Origin of the sequence: Streptacidiphilus pinicola (assembly GCF_003258295.1) — a bacterium.
GTDB lineage: Bacteria > Actinomycetota > Actinomycetes > Streptomycetales > Streptomycetaceae > Streptacidiphilus > Streptacidiphilus pinicola.
Genome location: NZ_QKYN01000074.1, coordinates 62700 through 79492, shown reverse-complemented (window position 1 = coordinate 79492; position 16793 = coordinate 62700). Strand labels below are relative to the sequence as shown.

Annotated in this window: 13 protein-coding genes; 6 read left to right on the top strand and 7 right to left on the bottom strand. The window is 73.5% G+C overall.

What is annotated here, in order from left to right:
- Nucleotides 1–16: 16 nt before the first annotated feature.
- Nucleotides 17–1516 (bottom strand): glycoside hydrolase family 47 protein, encoded by a 1500-nt coding sequence (locus DN069_RS19665; RefSeq protein WP_111502561.1) that lies wholly within the window; start codon nt 1514–1516, stop codon nt 17–19.
- Between the two features lie 431 nt (nt 1517–1947).
- Between DN069_RS19665 and DN069_RS19660 the strand changes: the two genes are divergently transcribed.
- Both DN069_RS19660 and DN069_RS40115 read left to right on the top strand, forming a co-directional pair.
- Nucleotides 1948–2160 (top strand): hypothetical protein, encoded by a 213-nt coding sequence (locus DN069_RS19660; RefSeq protein ID WP_111502559.1) that lies wholly within the window; start codon nt 1948–1950, stop codon nt 2158–2160.
- A 79-nt stretch (nt 2161–2239) separates the two neighbouring features.
- A complete protein-coding gene (locus tag DN069_RS40115; RefSeq protein ID WP_165845553.1) occupies nt 2240–2386 on the top strand; it encodes a hypothetical protein in 147 nt (48 codons plus the stop codon).
- Nucleotides 2387–2416: 30 nt separating this feature from the next.
- On the opposite strand, the gene DN069_RS19655 is transcribed toward DN069_RS40115, so the two are convergent.
- The 6 genes from DN069_RS19655 to DN069_RS19630 form a co-directional block, all read right to left on the bottom strand.
- Nucleotides 2417–3982, bottom strand: a complete 1566-nt coding sequence (locus DN069_RS19655) for an acyl-CoA synthetase (RefSeq protein WP_111502557.1) — start codon at nt 3980–3982, stop codon at nt 2417–2419.
- Nucleotides 3979–5094, bottom strand: coding sequence for a nitronate monooxygenase (locus DN069_RS19650; RefSeq protein ID WP_111502613.1), 1116 nt, complete (start codon nt 5092–5094; stop codon nt 3979–3981). Before DN069_RS19650 ends, DN069_RS19655 begins: the two co-directional genes overlap by 4 nt.
- 107 nt (nt 5095–5201) lie before the next feature.
- On the bottom strand, nt 5202–6167 hold the full coding sequence (locus DN069_RS19645; RefSeq protein ID WP_111502555.1) for a serine/threonine-protein kinase: 966 nt from the start codon (nt 6165–6167) through the stop codon (nt 5202–5204).
- Between the two features lie 92 nt (nt 6168–6259).
- Complete coding sequence (locus DN069_RS19640) at nt 6260–8284, bottom strand: glycosyl hydrolase family 8 (RefSeq protein WP_243639455.1); 2025 nt, start codon at nt 8282–8284, stop codon at nt 6260–6262.
- Nucleotides 8285–8417: 133 nt separating this feature from the next.
- Nucleotides 8418–9641, bottom strand: coding sequence for a Glu/Leu/Phe/Val dehydrogenase dimerization domain-containing protein (locus tag DN069_RS19635; protein WP_111502551.1), 1224 nt, complete (start codon nt 9639–9641; stop codon nt 8418–8420).
- A 99-nt stretch (nt 9642–9740) separates the two neighbouring features.
- The gene (locus DN069_RS19630; protein ID WP_111502549.1) at nt 9741–10364 is read right to left on the bottom strand and encodes a TetR/AcrR family transcriptional regulator; all 624 of its coding nucleotides are present in this window, start codon (nt 10362–10364) and stop codon (nt 9741–9743) included.
- A gap of 145 nt (nt 10365–10509) precedes the next feature.
- On the opposite strand from DN069_RS19630, the gene DN069_RS19625 reads away from it, so the two are divergent.
- The 4 genes from DN069_RS19625 to DN069_RS19610 all read left to right on the top strand — a co-directional run bounded on the left by DN069_RS19625 (nt 10510) and on the right by DN069_RS19610 (nt 16765).
- Nucleotides 10510–12108, top strand: coding sequence for an APC family permease (locus DN069_RS19625; RefSeq protein ID WP_111502547.1), 1599 nt, complete (start codon nt 10510–10512; stop codon nt 12106–12108).
- 120 nt (nt 12109–12228) lie between these two features.
- Nucleotides 12229–14340, top strand: coding sequence for an acetate--CoA ligase family protein (locus DN069_RS19620; protein ID WP_243639453.1), 2112 nt, complete (start codon nt 12229–12231; stop codon nt 14338–14340).
- A complete protein-coding gene (locus DN069_RS19615; RefSeq protein WP_111502545.1) occupies nt 14337–15158 on the top strand; it encodes an SDR family oxidoreductase in 822 nt (273 codons plus the stop codon). Before DN069_RS19620 ends, DN069_RS19615 begins: the two co-directional genes overlap by 4 nt.
- Nucleotides 15155–16765, top strand: a complete 1611-nt coding sequence (locus DN069_RS19610; RefSeq protein WP_243639451.1) for a 5-guanidino-2-oxopentanoate decarboxylase — start codon at nt 15155–15157, stop codon at nt 16763–16765. Before DN069_RS19615 ends, DN069_RS19610 begins: the two co-directional genes overlap by 4 nt.
- Nucleotides 16766–16793: the final 28 nt, after the last annotated feature.

Sequence of the window (16793 nt, the reverse complement as noted above, 5' to 3'; positions counted from 1 at the left end):
CGGGAGCCGGCCTGCCTCAGACCCAGCCCGGCCGAAGGCCCACCAGCGCCTTCCCCTCGGTCGAGAGCAGGCCCGCGCGGTAGTCGAAGCGCGGCGTCGCCGAGAACATCAGCCACAGGTACTTGAGGTTCTCGGCGAACCAGTAGCCAGGGGTGAGGTCGTCGTGCGCCCGCGCGCTGCCCGTCGGCGCGGTCACGTCGCGCAGCGTCGTGTAGCCGCCGGGCACGCGCTGGCGCTCGCGCATCGCGGCGAACCAGCGGTAGCCGGCCGTCCGGTAGCGCTCCTGACCGGTGGCCCGCCACAGGTCGAAGGCGGCGTTGGCGTACTCCGGCCGCAGCCGGCCGCTGCGGTCCACGGGCGCGAGCGTGGCGCAGTCGACGGACTCGGGCAGCACGGGACAGCGGTCCAGCACGGCGGTCCAGGAGTCGAAGTAGTCGGCCCCCTGCTGCGGCGCGCCGCCCTTGGCGAGCAGCCCGGCATAGAAGGCCCCGAGCTCCTGCTGGTGCAGCGCGCCGCTCGCCCGACCGGTCCGGAAGTCGACCGCCTGGAACCAGAGCCGCCCGCCGACGCGCACCGCCTGGTGGCGCAGGATCGCGGCGGTCAGCGTGCGGTACCAGCCGGTGAGCGAACGGTCGCCGAGCTGGCCCCCGGCCGTGCACAGGTACTCGTAGAACGAGTCGACGGGCGCGTTCGGGGCGACGGAGGTGGTGTCGGCCCAGCGTCCGGTCTCGACGTGGAGCGCGGTGCCGAGCAGGTCCAGCGCGCTGCGCCGCGCGAACGCGGCCCGGTAGGCGCGGAGGCTGGCCTCGTAGTAGCGGGCGTCGCCGGTGAGTCTGCTGAGCAGCCCGAACTCCATGGCGTTGCTGCCGATCTCCGCCAGCGTGGCGACGTCGCCGCTGACCGCGCCGGTGCGCAGGTTCACGTGCGTGTAGGGCAGGCCGGTGGGCGAGCCGGTGAAGGCGGGCAGCAGCCGGTCCGCGAGTTCGCGGGCCCGTTGCAGCAGGGCGCGGCGCCCGGTGGCCTGATATCCCGCCAGCACCCCGCCGACCAGGCGGATGACGGCCTCGAAGACCTGGACGCTCGCGTCCTGGACGGGGTCCAGGTGCTGCTCGATCCAGTCGCAGCAGCGCGCCGCCTCCCGATTCTCCCCCATCAGGAAGAGCGTGTCGAGCGCCTCGACGATGGACAGCCCGAAGGTGCGGCCGCGCGCGAAGAAGTCGTTACGGGTGCCGCTGACCGGCCGGACCTCGTCGTAGCCCCAGGCCGCGGCCTGGTAGCCGCGCCAGCCGTGCAGGAACTCCGTGCGCACCTCGCCCGCGATCCTGGCGCTCGCGGACGCGGCCTGCCGTCCGCTCGCCGCGACCCCGAGCACGAGCGTGGAGGCGGCGACCCCGGCGCCGGCCAGCACCCGGCGCCGGGTCGCCCCGTCCCGCGCGCCCGGGGCGTCCTCCGGGACGTCCTCCGGGACGTCCTCCGGAATGGCGGGGAGCGGCAGTGGGAGGGAGGGGGCCGTCATGGATCGAGGAGGCCACAGCGTCCGTTCATCCGATGATCTCCACGCCGTGTGGCTCGCCCGATCGGGTTCGCCGGGTGCGGCCGATCGCCGCAGCGGCCAGCAGCACCCCGAAGCGGCCCCAGCAGCACGGGAGACGGCGCGTCAGAAACGGTCGTGGGCACGGCGTCGGCAGGATTCGACCCCATGCCGGCTGGGCATCAAGATCGCGACGAGAGACGTTCGGTGTACGTCGATCCGCCGTCGGCGGAAGGCCCGCCGCTGCGCGGGGACCCACGGGGGAAGGACAGGAAAGCCATGGCTCAGCTGCTGCTCGAGGAGAACTTCCAGCACCTCGACGGTGTGGACGTGGAGGAGCTGATCGAGGCGTTCGGCGAGCTCGGAATGAGCGTCGAGCCGACCCAGCCGCGCAGCGCGGCGGGCACCGCGGCTGGGTGCTGCTGCTGCACTGGCTCCGCGACGACACCGCGCCGCTGGACGCGACCCTGCGCGACGGCTCGCTCGCCGCCGCGGTCCGCGGCGCGCTCGGCCACCCGCACCCGGTGGGCGAGGACGGCACCCGGGTCCGCGACCGCACCCTCCCCCGCCGCATCGAGATCCGCGACCGCAACAACCAGGTCCTCGCGAACGTCGAGCTGGCCGCCTGACCCGCGGCCGTACCGCGCGTTAGCGGGGCCCGATCGCGGGTAGGCGACCGGGTACGTCGAGCACGACGGGAGGTCCGCGATGACCACTGCCACTCCACCGACGGAGTCCCCACCCGACGACGCCGACCAGGACGCCACGTCGGAGCAGAACGCCCACGCCTCCGACCACCCCAAGGCCGAGGGTGACCCGGAGACCGAGAACCAGGAGGCGGACGACCAGCGCTGAGTCCGAGCCGGTGGCGCCCGCCGCCCGCCCTCACACCTGACGGGTGCGCCCCTCCCAGTACGGGTCACGGAGGCGACGCTTGTAGAGCTTGCCGTTGGGGTCGCGCGGCAGCTCGGTCACGAAGTCGACCGAGCGCGGGCGCTTGTAGCCGGCGAGGACACGTTCGCAGTGGGCGAGGATGTCCGCGGCGAGGTCCGGACCGGCGGTGAAGCCGGGGGCGGGCTCGACGACGGCCTTGACCTCCTCACCCCAGTCGTCGTGCGGGATGCCAAACGCGGCCGCGTCCGCGACGGCCGGGTGACGCAGCAGCGCGGACTCGATCTCGGCGGGGTAGATGTTGACCCCACCCGAGATGATCATGTCGATCTTCCGGTCCCGCAGGAACAGGTAGCCGTCCGCGTCGAGCAGGCCCAGGTCCCCGACGGTGAAGAAGTCGCCGACCCGGTTGGCCCGGGTCTTCGCCTCGTCCTTGTGGTACGAGAAGCCGCCGGTGTTCATCTTGATGTAGACCGTGCCGAGCTCACCGGTCGGCACCGCCTCGCCCTGCTCGTCGAGGACGGCGATCTCGCTGATCGGCCAGGCCTTGCCGACCGTGCCGGGACGGTCCAGCCACTCGCGCGCGGTGGCGTGGGTGCCGCCGCCCTCGCTCGCCGCGTAGTACTCCTCGACGCACTCGCCCCACCAGTCGATCATGGCGCGCTTGACGTGGTCGGGGCAGGGCGCGGCGCCGTGGATGGCGTGGCGCATGGAGGAGACGTCGTAGCGGGCGCGCACCTCCTCGGGCAGCGCGAGCAGGCGGTGGAACTGGGTGGGGACCATGTGCGTGTGCGTGGCCCGGTGCGTGTCGATCAGCCGCAGCATCTCCTCCGGCGTCCAGCGGTCCATCAGCACCACCTGGTGGCCCAGGTGCAGGGAAGCGGCGGCGAACTGGAGCACGGCCGTGTGGTAGAGCGGCGAGCAGACCAGGTGGACGTCGTCATGTCCGCCGCGGATGCCGAAGATGCCGAGGAAGCCGCCGAGCGGCGTCTGCTCCGGCGGCTTGCCGATCAGCGGGCGACGGATGCCGCGCGGGCGGCCGGTGGTGCCGGAGGTGTAGTTCATCACCCAGCCGGTCGTGCGCTCCTGCGGCGGCGTGGCGTCGCGGCCCTCGAGCAGCTCGGCGTAGGGACGGAAGCCGGGCAACTCGCCGACGGCGTAACGGCGTTCCTTCGGCAGGCCGGCCTCGTCCGCGGCGGCGGTGGCCGCGTCGGCGAAGCGCTCGTGGGCGATCAGCGCCTTGGCGCCGCTGTCGGAGACGATCCAGGCGATCTCGGGCCCGACCAGGTGGTGGTTGACCGGCACCAGGTAGAAGCCGGCCTGGGAGGCGGCCAGGTAGGCGGTGAACAGCTCGACGCCGTTGGGCAGCACGACGGCGAAGGAGTCGCCGACGCCGAGGCCCGCCTCGCGCAGCCCGTGCACCAGTTGGTTGGCGGCGGCGTGCAGCCGCCCCGCGCTCCACGCGGTGCCGTCCGGCGCGTGCATCACGACGCGCTCGGGCTCGGCCTGGGCCTGGGCCCAGAACCCGACGGGCAGGGCCGCGGCTGCTGACTGGTTCATGCCTGATCACCCTCCTTCGACGCGATGCGGTTCAGCCGGGCGACGGCGCGCTCGAAGCCGCCGGTCAGCTCGTCCATCACCGCCGCCACCGGACGCTCCTCGTTCATCTGGCCGACGATCTGGCCCACGGGCGTGCCGATCAGCTCCGGCGTCTCGTAGCTCTGGATGCGGCTGAGCGCGTCGGCGACCAGCAGACCCTGCAGCGGCATCGGCAGCGTGCCGGGGCTGTCCTCGCCCTCCCAGGCATCCGTCCACTGCGTGCGCAGCTGCCGTGCGGGCTTGCCGGTGAGCGCGCGGGAGCGGACGGTGTCGCCGCTGCCGGCGGCGAGCAGCTTGGCGCGCAGCACCGGCGAGGCGAGTTCGGACTCGGTGACGGTCAGCCAGACCGATCCGAGCCACACGCCCTGCGCACCGAGTGCCAGCCCCGCGGCGGCCTGGGCGCCGGTACCGATGCCGCCTGCCGCGAGCACGGGCAGCGGGTCGACGGCCGCGGCGATCTCGGGGACCAGCACCATCGTCCCGATCTCGCCGGTGTGCCCGCCGGCCTCGTGGCCCTGGGCGACGACGACGTCGATCCCGGCCTCGGCGTGCCGTCGGGCGTGCCGGGCGCTGCCCGCGAGCGCGGCCACCAGCACGCCCGCCGCGTGGGCGCGTTCGATGACGTCGGGCGGCGGTGAGCCGAGCGCGCTGGCGAGGAGCTTGATCGGGTGCCCGAGCGCGACGTCGACGTGGGAGCGGGCGACCTCCTCCATCCACCCGGTGATCCGCCAGCCACCGCGCTCGCCCTCGGGCAGCTCGGGCACGCCGTGCTTGGCCAACTGCTGCCGCACGAAGGCCCGATGGCCCTCCGGGATCATCGCCTCGACCTGTTCGACGGTGACGCCCTCGACCTTCTTGGCGGGCATCACCACGTCGACGCCGTACGGCCTGCCGTCGGAGTGGGCGTCCATCCAGTCGAGGTCCTTGGCCAGCTCCTCGGCGGCGCCGTAGCGGACGGCCCCGAGCACCCCCAGCCCGCCGGCCCGCGAGATCGCGGCCGCCACGGCGGGGAACGGCGTGAAGCCGAACACCGCGTGCTCGATGCCGAGTCGGTCGCTGAGGGGGGTTCTCATCGCGGCTCCCATGGCTTGGGTCCAGGCTGCTGGAGGCAGCATGGCGCACGCCGCGGAAGAGCGGAAGAGATTTTCTGACGTGGCGTCAGATTACGGGGCCGGCCGTGTCACGCCGTCCATCTCCGGGTCAGCGCGGTCAGCGCGGGCGGCTCGGGGGTCAGCCGCACCAGGGAGACCGGGACGGGGCCGATCCCGCGGGCCCAGGGCGGGAGCGTGCCGCGCGGCGGGGGCGCCGCCTGCGCGGACTCGTCGAGGCGGTGCAGCACCTCGCGCGCCGAGGAGGGGCGCTTGTCCGGGTCCTTGGCGAGCAGGTCCAGCACCAGGCGCTCCAGCGCCTCGGGGATCTCCGGCCGCTCGGCGCGGAGCGGTGGCGGCTCCGCGTCCCGGTGGTCGAGCAGGACGACCAGCGGGTCGCCCTTGTAGAACGGCGGATGGCCCAGCAGCAGCTCGTACAGGACGCAGCCGAAGGAGTAGAGGTCGGCGCGCTCGTCCAGACCGGCGCCCTCGATCTGCTCGGGCGACATGTAGTAGGGCGTGCCGACGGCGAAGGTGTTGCCGCCGAGGCGGGCGGTGACGTTCTGGTCGCTGCCGAGCCGGGCGATGCCGAAGTCGCAGATCTTGACGGTGCCGTCGACCGTGCGGATCAGGTTGCCCGGCTTCAGGTCACGGTGGATGACGCCGCGTTGGTGCGTGTAGACGAGGGCCTCGGCTATCTGACGGCTGATGCCGATCGCCTCGGCGGGGCGCAGCCGACGGTCGCGCGCTGCGTCGAGGAGGCGACCCAGGTCCTCTCCGGACAACAGCTCCATGACCAGGAAGAGCACCCCGGAGGACTCGCCGAAGTCGTGCACGACGGTGATGCCGGGGTGCTGCAGGCCGGCGGCGAGGCGGGCCTCGCGCCGGAACCGCTCGCGGACCAGCTGCCCGTCGTTCGGACCGTCCGGGACCAGGCACTTCACGGCGACCTGACGGCCCAGCGCCTCGTCCTCGGCCTGCCAGACCTCCCCCGCGCCGCCGCGCCCGATCCGGCGCTGCAGCCGGTATCTCCCCTGGACCAGCGTGTTCTCCTCCACCCGAACAGTATGCGGGGCCCGCCACCGGGAGTGGTGGCGGGCCCGCACCCTGTTGTCCGAGGGTTACCTCGCCGTGCCCGGCGAGGGACGCCTCACTGGGTGTTCAGCGCCAGGTCGTCGATGACGAAGTCCGTCGTCCCGCCGCTGGTGTCGGTCTCGGAGCCGATGTACTTGAGCGTCACCGTCTGCCCGGCCCAGCTGGACAGGTTCGCGGTCTGCTGGGTGTAGCCGCTCGCCGCGTTCAGGTTGGAGAAGGAGCCGACGGTGCCCAGCACCGTGCCGCCGGAGTTCAGCACCTGCACGGTGAAGGTGTCCGGCTTGGCGGTGGTGGTGTTCTCGGTGCTGTCGACGTGCAGCCAGTAGGTCAGCGTGGCCGCACAGCCGGAGGGGATGGTCACCGACTGGGCGATCGTGTCGGTGTCCTTGGTGGCGTTGCCGTTGAACCAGGCGATGTAGCTGCCCGAGTGCGCCGGCTCGGCGCTGGTGGCCGTGGTGATCGGGGTGAAACCGAGCGTGGAGGACTGGGTCCAGCCCGTCGCGCCGGATTCGAAGCCCGGGTTGGTGAGCAGCTGCGCGGGGGTGCAGCTGCCGCCCGACGCGGTCACGGTCACGGTGAACGTGGCCGTGTGCGAGCCGGAGGCCGCGCTCCCGGTGACGGTGACCGGGTAGCTGCCGGCCGGGGTGGTGGCCGCCGTGGTGACGGTCAGGGTGCTGCTGCCGCCGGCCGTGACCGACGCCGGGCTGAACGCGGCCGTGGCGCCGCTCGGCAGACCGGCGGCGGCCAGCGTGACGCTCTCCGCGGAGCCGGAGGTGACGGCGGTGGAGACGGTCGCGGTGGCCGAGGCGCCCGCGACGACCGACGCCGTGGCGGGCGTGTCGGAGACGGAGAAGTCGTTGGCGGGCGCACTGCTCGCCGCCGGGCTCCAGTAGTCGCCGGCCATGACGATCATGACCAGGGTCTTGATCGTCTCGCCGTAGTAGCCGTCACCGTAGGGGTTGGTCTGGAGGAAGTTCCAGATCTTGTCGGTCCACGCCTGGTCGCCGGCGGCCATCGCGGACGGACCGATCGAGTCGCCCGCCTCCTCCGCGACGTCGGAGGTGTTGTAGCCGGTGCAGTTGAGGTTCAGGTGCGGATAGACGTTGGCCGGGTTGTCGCCCGAGACCTTCTTGGCGCAGGCCGACCACTTCTGCGCCTCGCTCAGCTCGAAGGCCGAGGTGGTGGCGCCGTTCAGGAGCGCGTCGGTGCCCATGTGCCACGGCACCCGGATGGAGTTGTAGCCGACGATGTTGTCCGGCTGGTTCTCCTGGTAGTTGGCGGGCGCCGGCGCGGGGCTGGAGCCGTTGGCCCCGACGACGAAGTCGGAGAGCAGGCCGTAGGACGAGGAGTAGGTGCTCACCAGCGAGGAGTCGACGGCCTCGGTGCGCTGGACGACCTTGTTCCAGTCGTGCGAGGTGTCGTAGGCGGCGAAGGCCCGCAGGTGGTCGATCATGTGGTCGGACGGCCGGGTGTCGGTGTTCGGTCCGTCGTCCTCGCACTTGAGGTGGCCGTCCGGAGCCACGTCGTGGTTCCAGAAGTTGGTCAGCCACGTCTTGGCGTCGCTGCTGTAGCCGCCCCACTGCTGGTCGGCCAGGATCAGGCCGTAGCCGATGTCCAGGTCGCCGTCGGTGGCTCCGTCGGGGGTGCCGCCGCTGTAGTAGTTGCAGGACTTGCCGTCCAACTGCCACTGCATCAGGCCGTACTGGTCCTCGTGGTCCTTGACCAGCTGCCACAGACCGTTGAACTCGGTCTGCGCGTTGGCGTCGTAACCGGCCATCAGCGGCACGATGTTCATGCCGTAGCCCTGGCCCTCGGAGACCGGACCGTTGTTGGTCGCGTCGCCGTCGCCCTTGGTGGAGACGTAGTACTCGTTGCTCGCGCACCCGTGGACGAGGTAGTTGGCCTTCCACGAGTCGTACTGCTTCTCCACGGCGGCGTCACGCGTCGCCTCGGAGGCGGACGGCATGACGCCGACCTGGTAGGTCTGGTGCGACGGGAACGCGTGTGTGGGGGACGCGGCCTGGGCCGGCACGGCGGCGGCGAAGGCCACCACACCGGTGGTCAGGGTGGACAGCGCCACCCCCACCCCCACACTGCGCCTTAGCCAAGCGTGCGCGATGCGCTCTCTCACGGGGTTTTCTCTCCCTCTCTCGTAAGGAAAGTTTCCTAACTAACGCCCCAGCGCGCACCGTAGTGAGTGGGCATTCAAGCCGTCAAGACTCCTCACAGAAACGAAGGCTGATCTCCTCGCTCTTGCGCTCGACCACGCGCAGCGCCGCCTGACGCGGCGTCATGCCGGAGCGGTCCGCCTCGGTCAGCAGGTCGGTGACGATGCTCCGCATGGAGGAGCGCACCTTGGCCTCGGCCTGGCCGGCGTCGGCCTCGACATCGCCGAAGAGGGTCCACCACCACCAGGCGTTGGTGGCCGAGTTGGCCACGAAGTCGGGAATCACCCGGACGTCGCGGGCGGCCAGCGCCGCCTCCGCCTCCGGCAGCGTCGGCATGTTGGCGGCCTCGACGACGTAGCGGGCCGTGATCCGGGCCTGGTCCTCGGCGCCGATGCAGTAGGAGACGGCCGCGGGGACCAGGATCTCGCAGTCCACGTCCAGCCATGCATCCGACGGCAACTGCCGGTCCTGCGAACTCAGTTGGCTGCGGTCCAGGCCGCCGAGCGGATCGCGGGTGCGCAGCAGGCGCTCGACGTCGAGCCCGGCCTCGTTGACCACCAGGCCGCGCGCGTCGGCGATCCCGACGATCCTGACGCCGGCCCGGGCGAGGTAGCGCGCCGTCGCGCCGCCCATCGAGCCGAAGCCCTGGACGACGGCGCGGGCCGAGCCGGGCGCGAGGCCGTCGTGGTCCAGCGCGGTCAGCGCCGCCTCCGCGACGCCCAGGCCGCCGACCAGCTCCGGCAGCGCGACGCCGTCGACCTCGATCGCGAAGGCGTCGGCCAGGCGGCGGCGCGCCTTCTCCTCGTCGTCGAGCAGCGGGTAGATCGCCTGGATCGAACTGTCCAGGCCGAGTTCGGCGATCACCCCGTCGATGGTGTCCTGCCGCAGGCCCAGGTCCTCGCCGGTGGTCCAGTGGCGTTCCAGTACGCAGCGCACGCCGTCGAGGAAGCGGGCCAGCATGCCGCGGGCGTCCGGGTCGTCCGGGCTGCAGTCGATGCCGCCCTTGGCGCCACCCAGCGGGACGTAGCGGTTGGCCGGGTCGTAGTGCAGGGCCTCCTTGCGGGTCATGCCCGCGGCCAGTCCGCGCACCTCGTCGAGGGTGCAGCCGGCCCGCATCCGCAGCCCGCCGCTGGCCACGCCGCGGATCAAACGGTCGATGACGACGTAGCCGTTGCGGCCGGTGACCGGATCGGTCCAGACGACCTGCAGCCGGGGCGCGGGGGCCGCGCCGGCGGCGGTGACGGAAGGGGCGACAGCGGAGGTGGTCATGGCGGCATCCCGTCGTGGTCCGGTGACTTTACTGAATCACCATGCAGTAACAGACCAGGACCCGTCAACGCCCCCGGCAACGCCTCCGCCAGCGCCCTCTCACGCCCCGGCCGGGCGCTCCAGCACGGCCGGGTCGACGCCCACCTCGCGGCCGACGATCTGGCGTGCCCACTCGTCCATCCGCTCCCTGCTCTGCACGCCCTGGTGCACCAGCGCCTGGACGGCCAGCCCGTCCAGCACGGCGGTGATCCGCCAGGCCGCGCCGCGCGCGTCCGCGCAGGTGAACTCGCCCGTCCCCACCCCGTCCTGGATCACCGCGGTGAGCGACTCCTTCCAGCGCAGGTCCACCTCGCGGCCCACCTGGCGCAGCGTGGGCTCCCGGAGAGCGGCCGCCCACCCCTCGATCCACAGCTTCCAGCCCTTGGCCTGGCCGGTCGGCGCATACCAGGCGAGCGCGGTGCCGAGCCGCCCGACCGCGCTGGGCGCGGCCGCGGTGAGCTTCTCCAGCCGGTCGAGGTCGCGCTGCGCGGCCCAGGTGAAGGCCTCCGCGATCAGCTCCTCCTTGGTGCGGAAGTGGTAGACCACGAGCGCCGGGCTGACCTGCAGGGACTGCGCCACGTCCGAGATCCGCAGGGCCTGGATGCCCTCCTTCTCGATCAGCGCGGTGGTGGCGCGAAGGATCTCTTCGCGGCGGAGGCTGGCGTCCTTGCGACTGCGGGTCATGGAGGGAGCGTAGGGCAACTTCGGCACGCCGCCACCCGACCGATCCGGAAAGCCTTCGTCCGACCCATTGACACCCCGCCCGGCCCCCGCCACGCTTACCGAACTAACTGCACCGTCAGTCAGTAGAGCGCCCGAGGAGCCAACGATGGACCTGGCGGCAAGATCCCCTCACGAGCAGAACTCCCCCGATCCGGACGCCTCCGGCGACTGGAGCAGTCAACGCCGACTGCTGCGCAAGAGCCTGCGCCGGGTCGACGTCTTCTTCTTCCTGATCTGCACGCTCGTCGGACTCGACACCATCGGGTCCGTCGCCGCCAGCGGCCTCCAGGGGCTCACCTGGCTGGCGATCCTGGGCGTGGTGTTCTTCCTCCCCTACGGTCTGCTGGTGGCCGAGCTCGGCTCGGCCTTCCCGCTGGAGGGCGGCCCTTACATCTGGACCAAGCTGGCCTTCGGCCGCACCGTCGCCGCCGTCAACCAGGTGCTGTACTGGGCCTCCAACCCGCTCTGGGTCGGCGGCACCCTCTGCGTCCTGTCCCTGACGACGTTCCAGAAGTTCTTCCACCCGCTGCACGGGTTCTGGCTCTACGCGGCCGGGCTGATCTTCGTCTGGGCCGGCACCGGGGCGGTGCTGCTGTCGCTGCGCGTGGGCAAGTGGATCCCGACGATCGGCGCGGCGCTGCGCATCCTGCTGCTGACCTTCTTCACCGTCTCGGTCGTCATCCACGCCGTGCGCAAGGGCGTCACCCCACTCCAAGCGAGCGACGCCGTGCCGACCTACGCCGGGTTCATCAGCCTGGTGCCGTTCCTGATCTTCAACTACGTCGGCTTCGAACTCCCCTCCACCGCCGCCGAGGAGATGGAGGATCCGCGCCGGGACGTCCCGTTCTCGGTGCTGCGCTCCGGCATCGCCACCGTCTTCCTCTACGGCGCGCCGATCCTCGGCATCCTGCTGGTCGTGCCGGCCAAGCAGGTCAGCAACCTCGGCGGCTTCATCGACGCCTGCAAGTCCGTGTTCACGGTCTACGGCGGCTCCGTCGCCACCGACGGCACGGTGACGCTGACCGGCGCGGGCGCCGTGCTCGGCAAGCTGGCCGCCGTCGGCCTCATCGTCGCGCTGCTGACCAGCGGCGTCACCTGGGCCATGGGCGGCGACCGCGGCCAGGCCGTCGCCTGCGCGGACGGCGGCGGGCCCGCCTGGTTGGGGAAGATCTCACCGCGCTTCGGCACGCCGGTCCGAGTCAACATGCTCTCCGGCGTCGTCGCCAGCCTGGTCATGGTCGCCGCGCTGCAACTGACCAGCGGCGACGTGGCGAAGTACTTCAGCGCGGGCCTGGGCCTCGCGATCTCCACGACCTTCATCTCCTACGTCGTCACCTTCCCGGCGCTGTCGGTGCTGCGGCGCAAGCAGCCGGAGACGGTGCGCCCGTACCGGGTGCCCGGCGGAGCGGCGGGCGTGCGGGTGGTCACCTGGATCACCACGGGCCTGGTGGCGTTCACGGTCGTCGTGCTGGTCTGGCCCGGCTTCGGCGTCGACTGGTTCGGCACGAGCGGCGACGCCGACGCGTCGTTGCCTGCGGGCTTCGCGGGCCAGCGCCTCGGCTACACGCTCAGCCAGGTCGTCCCGCTGGCGCTGCTGATCCTGCTCGGCGCGGGCTTCGCCCTGATCGGCCACCGCCGGCTCCGACGCACGGGCGAGACCCCCGACCACCCCCGCGAAGTCCCGGCCGCCGCGCAGCAGGGCTGACCCACCGCCCCTGGCGGGTCCCCATCACCGAGCGCGCGGCGAAGCCGCAGCCGGCCCGGTCCGGGGTGGCGCTCGGGCGGGCCCCCGTTTCCTTCCCTTCTCCACCCGGAGGTCACCACCGTGTACGCCACCGACAGCCCGGACGTCGATCCCGACGGCGCCGCCGGTCCGGACGGGCTCGACGTGTTCCGTGATCCCGCGTCCGTCGCCGTCGTGGGGGCGTCGGAGAACCCTGCCAAATGGGGCTACTGGCTGGCGCGGGGCGCGCTGGAGGGACGGGGGCGGCGCCGGGTCCATCTCGTCAACCGGGGCGGCGGCGAGGTCCTCGGCGTGCGGGCGGTGGCCCGGCTCGGCGAGCTGGGCGAGGCGCCGGAGCTGGTCGCCGTCTGCGTGCCGGCGGCGCAGGTGCCGGGCGTGGTCGACGAGGCGCTCGCCGCGGGCGCCCGGGGGCTGTTGGTGATCACGGCGGATCTGGAGGACCCGGCGGCCCTCGCCGCGCGCGTCGCCGCCGCCGGGGCGCGGCTGATCGGGCCGACCAGCCTCGGGCTGGTCGACACCGCGACCCGGCTGCAACTGGCCTGGGGTGGCTTCCGGCCCGGTGCGCTCGCCGTCGTCTCGCAGAGCGGCCAGGTCGGCACCGAGATCGCCGCCCTCGCCGAACGTTCCGGGCTCGGGATCTCCCGCTTCGTCTCCGTCGGCGCCCAGGTGGACGTGACGGCGGGCGAGTTGCTGGAGGACCTGACCGACCACGCGCGGACCCGCGCGGTCGCCCTCTATCTGGAGGGTTTCCGCGACGCCGCCCGCGTCTTCGCCGCGGTGCGCGCCCTGCGCGCGGCGGGCAAGCCGGTGCTGCTGCTGACCGTCGGCGACAGCGAGGCGGGCGGGCGCGCCGCGCGTTCCCACACCGGTGCGCTCACGCCGCCCGCCGAGGCCGTCGACGCGGTCTGCCGCGCGGCGGGAGCGGTGCGCGTCCGCACACCCAACGAGCTGGTGGCGCTGGCCGGTTACCTCGTGGCCACGCACCCGCCGCGCGGACCGCGCGTCGCGGTGCTCAGCGACAGCGGCGGCCAGGGCGCCATCGCCGCCGACTGCCTGAGTCGGCTCGGCCTCCATGTCCCTTCCCTCGGACCGGAGTCGGCCGACGCGCTGGCCCGACTGCTGCCGCCCGGAGCAGCGACGGCCAACCCGGTGGACCTCGCCGGAGCCGGAGAACGGGACCTGACGGTCTATCGGCGTACCGCCACCGCCCTGCTGCGCTCGGGTGAGGCCGACGCGGTCCTGCTCACCGGCTACTTCGGCAGCTACGCCGTCGACAGCCCCGCCCTCGCCGACGCCGAACGCGCCGTCGCCGAGGACCTCGCCGCCGACGCGGAGACCGCCGGCGTGCCGCTGCTGCTGCACTCCATGGCCCCGGACGGTCCCACCGCGGACGCGCTGCGGGACGCGGGCGTCCCGGTGTTCGCCACGGTCGAGACGGCGACGCGGGCCCTGGCCGACGCCCTGCGGTTGGCCCGCTCCCCCGGGCGCGCCGTCCCGCGTGTGCCGGTGCACCCCGAACTGCGCTCCGCTTCCGGTTACCTGGCCGCGCGCGGGGCGCTGGCGGCGGCGGGGGTCGCGTTCCCCGCGCTGCGCGAGGTGCGTGACGCCGCCGATCTCGCGGCGGCCGCCGCCGCGCTGACCGCTCCCTATGTGCTCAAGGCCGCGTGGCTGGAGCACAAGACGGAGCACGGCGGGGTCCGCGTCGGCCTCGCGGACCCCGCCGCCCTGAGCGCGGCCTTCGCCGAGATGCGTCCACGCCTCGGCGAAGGCCGCTACGTGGTCGAGGAACAGGACGTCCGCCCGGACGTCGTGGAGCTGATCGTCGGCGGACGGCACCACCCCGAGCTCGGACCGCTGGTCGTGGTGGGCGCGGGCGGCGTCCACGCCGAACTGCACCGCGACACGGTGACCGAGTGCGCGCCCGTCGACGCGGAGCAGGCGCTCGCGATGGTGCGCGGCCTGCGCTGCGCGCCGCTGCTGGCCGGGTGGCGCGGGCGTGCACCCGTCGACGAGAAGGCGCTGGCCTCGACGGTCGCGGCGGTCTCCCGGCTGGTCGCCGGGCTCCCGCGGGGTGCCGAGCTGGAGATCAACCCGCTACGGGTCGGGCCGGACGGCGCCCTCGCCGTCGACGCGCTGATCGTCACCCCCGCGACCCACACCCACGAACACCCGACAGCAGGAGGAGCGCAGTGACGCCTCACGCCCAACCCGACGAGTTCGCCGGACAGGTGGCCCTCGTCACCGGCGGCGGCTCGGGCATCGGCCGCGCGGTCGCCCGGCGGCTCGCCGCCGGCGGCGCGCACGTGGCCGTCCTCGGCCGCCGCCCCGAGCCGCTGGCGGAGACCGTCGCACTGATCGGCCAGGACGGCGGCACGGCCGAGGCCGTGACCTGCGACGTGCGCGACGTGGCGGCCGTCGACGCCGCCGTGGACGGCGTCGCCGCGCGGCACGGCCGGCTCGACCTGCTGGTCAACAACGCGGCGGGCAACTTCGTGGTGCCCGGCGAGGAGTTGTCGGCCAACGGCTGGAAGGCCGTCATCGACATCGTGCTGAACGGCAGCTTCCACCTCACTCGCGCCGCGGCCCGCCACATGCTGCCCGCCCGGCGCGGTTCGGTGCTGAACGTCATCGCCGGCTACGCCTGGCACGGCCACCCGGGCACCGTGCACAGTGCCGCCGCCAAAGCGGGTGTGCTGGCCATGTCGCGCACCCTTGCCGTCGAGTGGGCCGCGCGCGGGGTGCGGGTCAACTGCATCGCCCCCGGTCCGACCGAGACCGAGGGGGCCTCGGCGGCGCTGTGGCCGACGGACGCCGCCCGGCAGCGCGTGCTCGCCAGCGTCCCGGCGGCGCGCTTCGCGACGCCGGAGGAGGTGGCCGAGTCGGCGGTGTTCCTGCTCAGCGACCGCGCAGGCTACGTCACCGGTGAGGTGCTCGTCGTCGACGGCGGGCAGTGGCTGGGCAAGTCCGTCTACACGACGGCCGTGTCGTCGGACGAGGCGGCGGGGGCGTGAGCAACGTGAGCGAGAAGATGACGGGTGGTCAGGCGCTGGTCGCCGCGCTGGAGGCGCACGGGACCACGACCGTCTTCGGCATCCCGGGCACCCACAACCTGCCCGTCTACTCGGCCTTGGCGCACTCCGGCATCCGGCACGTGCTGACCCGGCACGAGCAGGGCGCGGGCTTCGCCGCCGACGGCTGGGCGCGGGCGGGCGGATCCCCCGGCGTCTGCCTCACCACCACCGGCCCTGCCGTGCTCAACGCGGCCACGGCCGTCGCGCAGGCCTACTCCGACTCCGTCCCGGTGCTACTGGTCTCGCCCGGCATGCCGCTGCGCCACCCCGCCGCCGGCAACGGCTTCCTGCACGAGGTGAAGGACCAACGCGCCGCCCTGGCAGCCGTCGTGGCGCGCAGCGACCGCGTCACGAGCGTCGAGGAGATCCCCCTGGCCGTGGCGCACGCCTTCGCCACGATGACGGGTGGGCGGCCGCGGCCGGTGCACCTGGAGATCCCGCTCGACCTGCTCGACGAGACGGCGCCCGTCCGCATCGCGGCACCCCTTGCGATGCCGGTCTCCCTGCCCGATCCGGCCGCACTGGCGGCGGCCGCCCGGCTGCTGACGCAGGCTCAGCGGCCGCTGATCGTCGCGGGCGGCGGGGCCGCCGGTGCGGCGGCGGAGCTGCGGCAGCTCGCCGAACGCCTGGGCGCGCCCGTGGTCACCACGGCGAACGGCAAGGGCGTGCTGCCCGACGCCCACCCGCTCGCCATCGGCGCGGGCCTGCACCACGCCGCCGTCCGCGCCCTGGCCGCCGGGAGCGACGTGATCCTGGCCGTCGGCACCGAGCTCGCGCCCGCCGACCTCTGGTACGGCCCGCTGGAGCCGGGCGGACCGCTGATCCGCATCGACGTCGACGCGAAGGCGACGACCGCGAACGCCGTTCCCGACGTGGCGGTCGTCGCCGACGCCGCCGCCGCGCTCTCCGTACTGCTCGGCCAACTCCGGCCGCTGCCACCGGGACCGGCGCGCGCCGCGACGGAGCGGGCCGCCACCGCGCGCGCCGGTCTGCAGGCCGACGCGCGCACCGAGGGCAACCGCTGGCTCGGGCTGACCGCCGCGCTGGCCGGGGCACTCGGGCCGGAGGGCGTGTTCGCCGGCGACTCGACGATGGCCTGCTACTACGGGGCCCTGTCCAACCTGCCCGCGCACCGGCCGCGTTCCTTCCTCTACCCCACCGGCCTGGGCACCCTCGGCTACGGTCTGCCGGCCGCGATCGGCGCCAAACTGGCCCGCCCCGACGCGCCGGTCGTCGCCCTGCACGGCGACGGCGGCCTGATGTTCACCGTGGCCGAGCTGGCCGCGGCCGCCGCGCTGCGGCTGCCGCTGCCGGTGGTGGTCGTCGACAACGGCGGCTACGGCGAGATCCGCGCCGAGATGGCCGACCGCGACGACCCCGTGCACGCCGTCGAGCTGCCCGCACCCGACTTCGTCACGCTGGCGCGGTCCCTGGGCTGCCACGGCGTCCGGGCCGCGGACGCGGCGGCCGTCGCCGCCGCGCTGCCGGCCGCGCTCGCCACCGACCGGCCCACCCTCATCCACGTCCCCGAGTCCGGCGCGCACTGAGCCCGCCCCTCACCGACCACAGGCCCTG

Bases quoted from the DNA above. Each gene is read 5' to 3' on its own strand.
- DN069_RS19630 (WP_111502549.1), bottom strand. From the start codon at position 10,364: ATGACCCGCAGTCGCAAGGACGCCAGCCTCCGCCGCGAAGAGATCCTT.
- DN069_RS19655 (WP_111502557.1), bottom strand. From the start codon at position 3,982: ATGAACCAGTCAGCAGCCGCGGCCCTGCCCGTCGGGTTCTGGGCCCAG.
- DN069_RS19635 (WP_111502551.1), bottom strand. From the start codon at position 9,641: ATGACCACCTCCGCTGTCGCCCCTTCCGTCACCGCCGCCGGCGCGGCC.
- DN069_RS19650 (WP_111502613.1), bottom strand. From the start codon at position 5,094: ATGAGAACCCCCCTCAGCGACCGACTCGGCATCGAGCACGCGGTGTTC.
- DN069_RS19625 (WP_111502547.1), top strand. From the start codon at position 10,510: ATGGACCTGGCGGCAAGATCCCCTCACGAGCAGAACTCCCCCGATCCG.
- DN069_RS19665 (WP_111502561.1), bottom strand. From the start codon at position 1,516: ATGACGGCCCCCTCCCTCCCACTGCCGCTCCCCGCCATTCCGGAGGAC.
- DN069_RS40115 (WP_165845553.1), top strand. From the start codon at position 2,240: ATGACCACTGCCACTCCACCGACGGAGTCCCCACCCGACGACGCCGAC.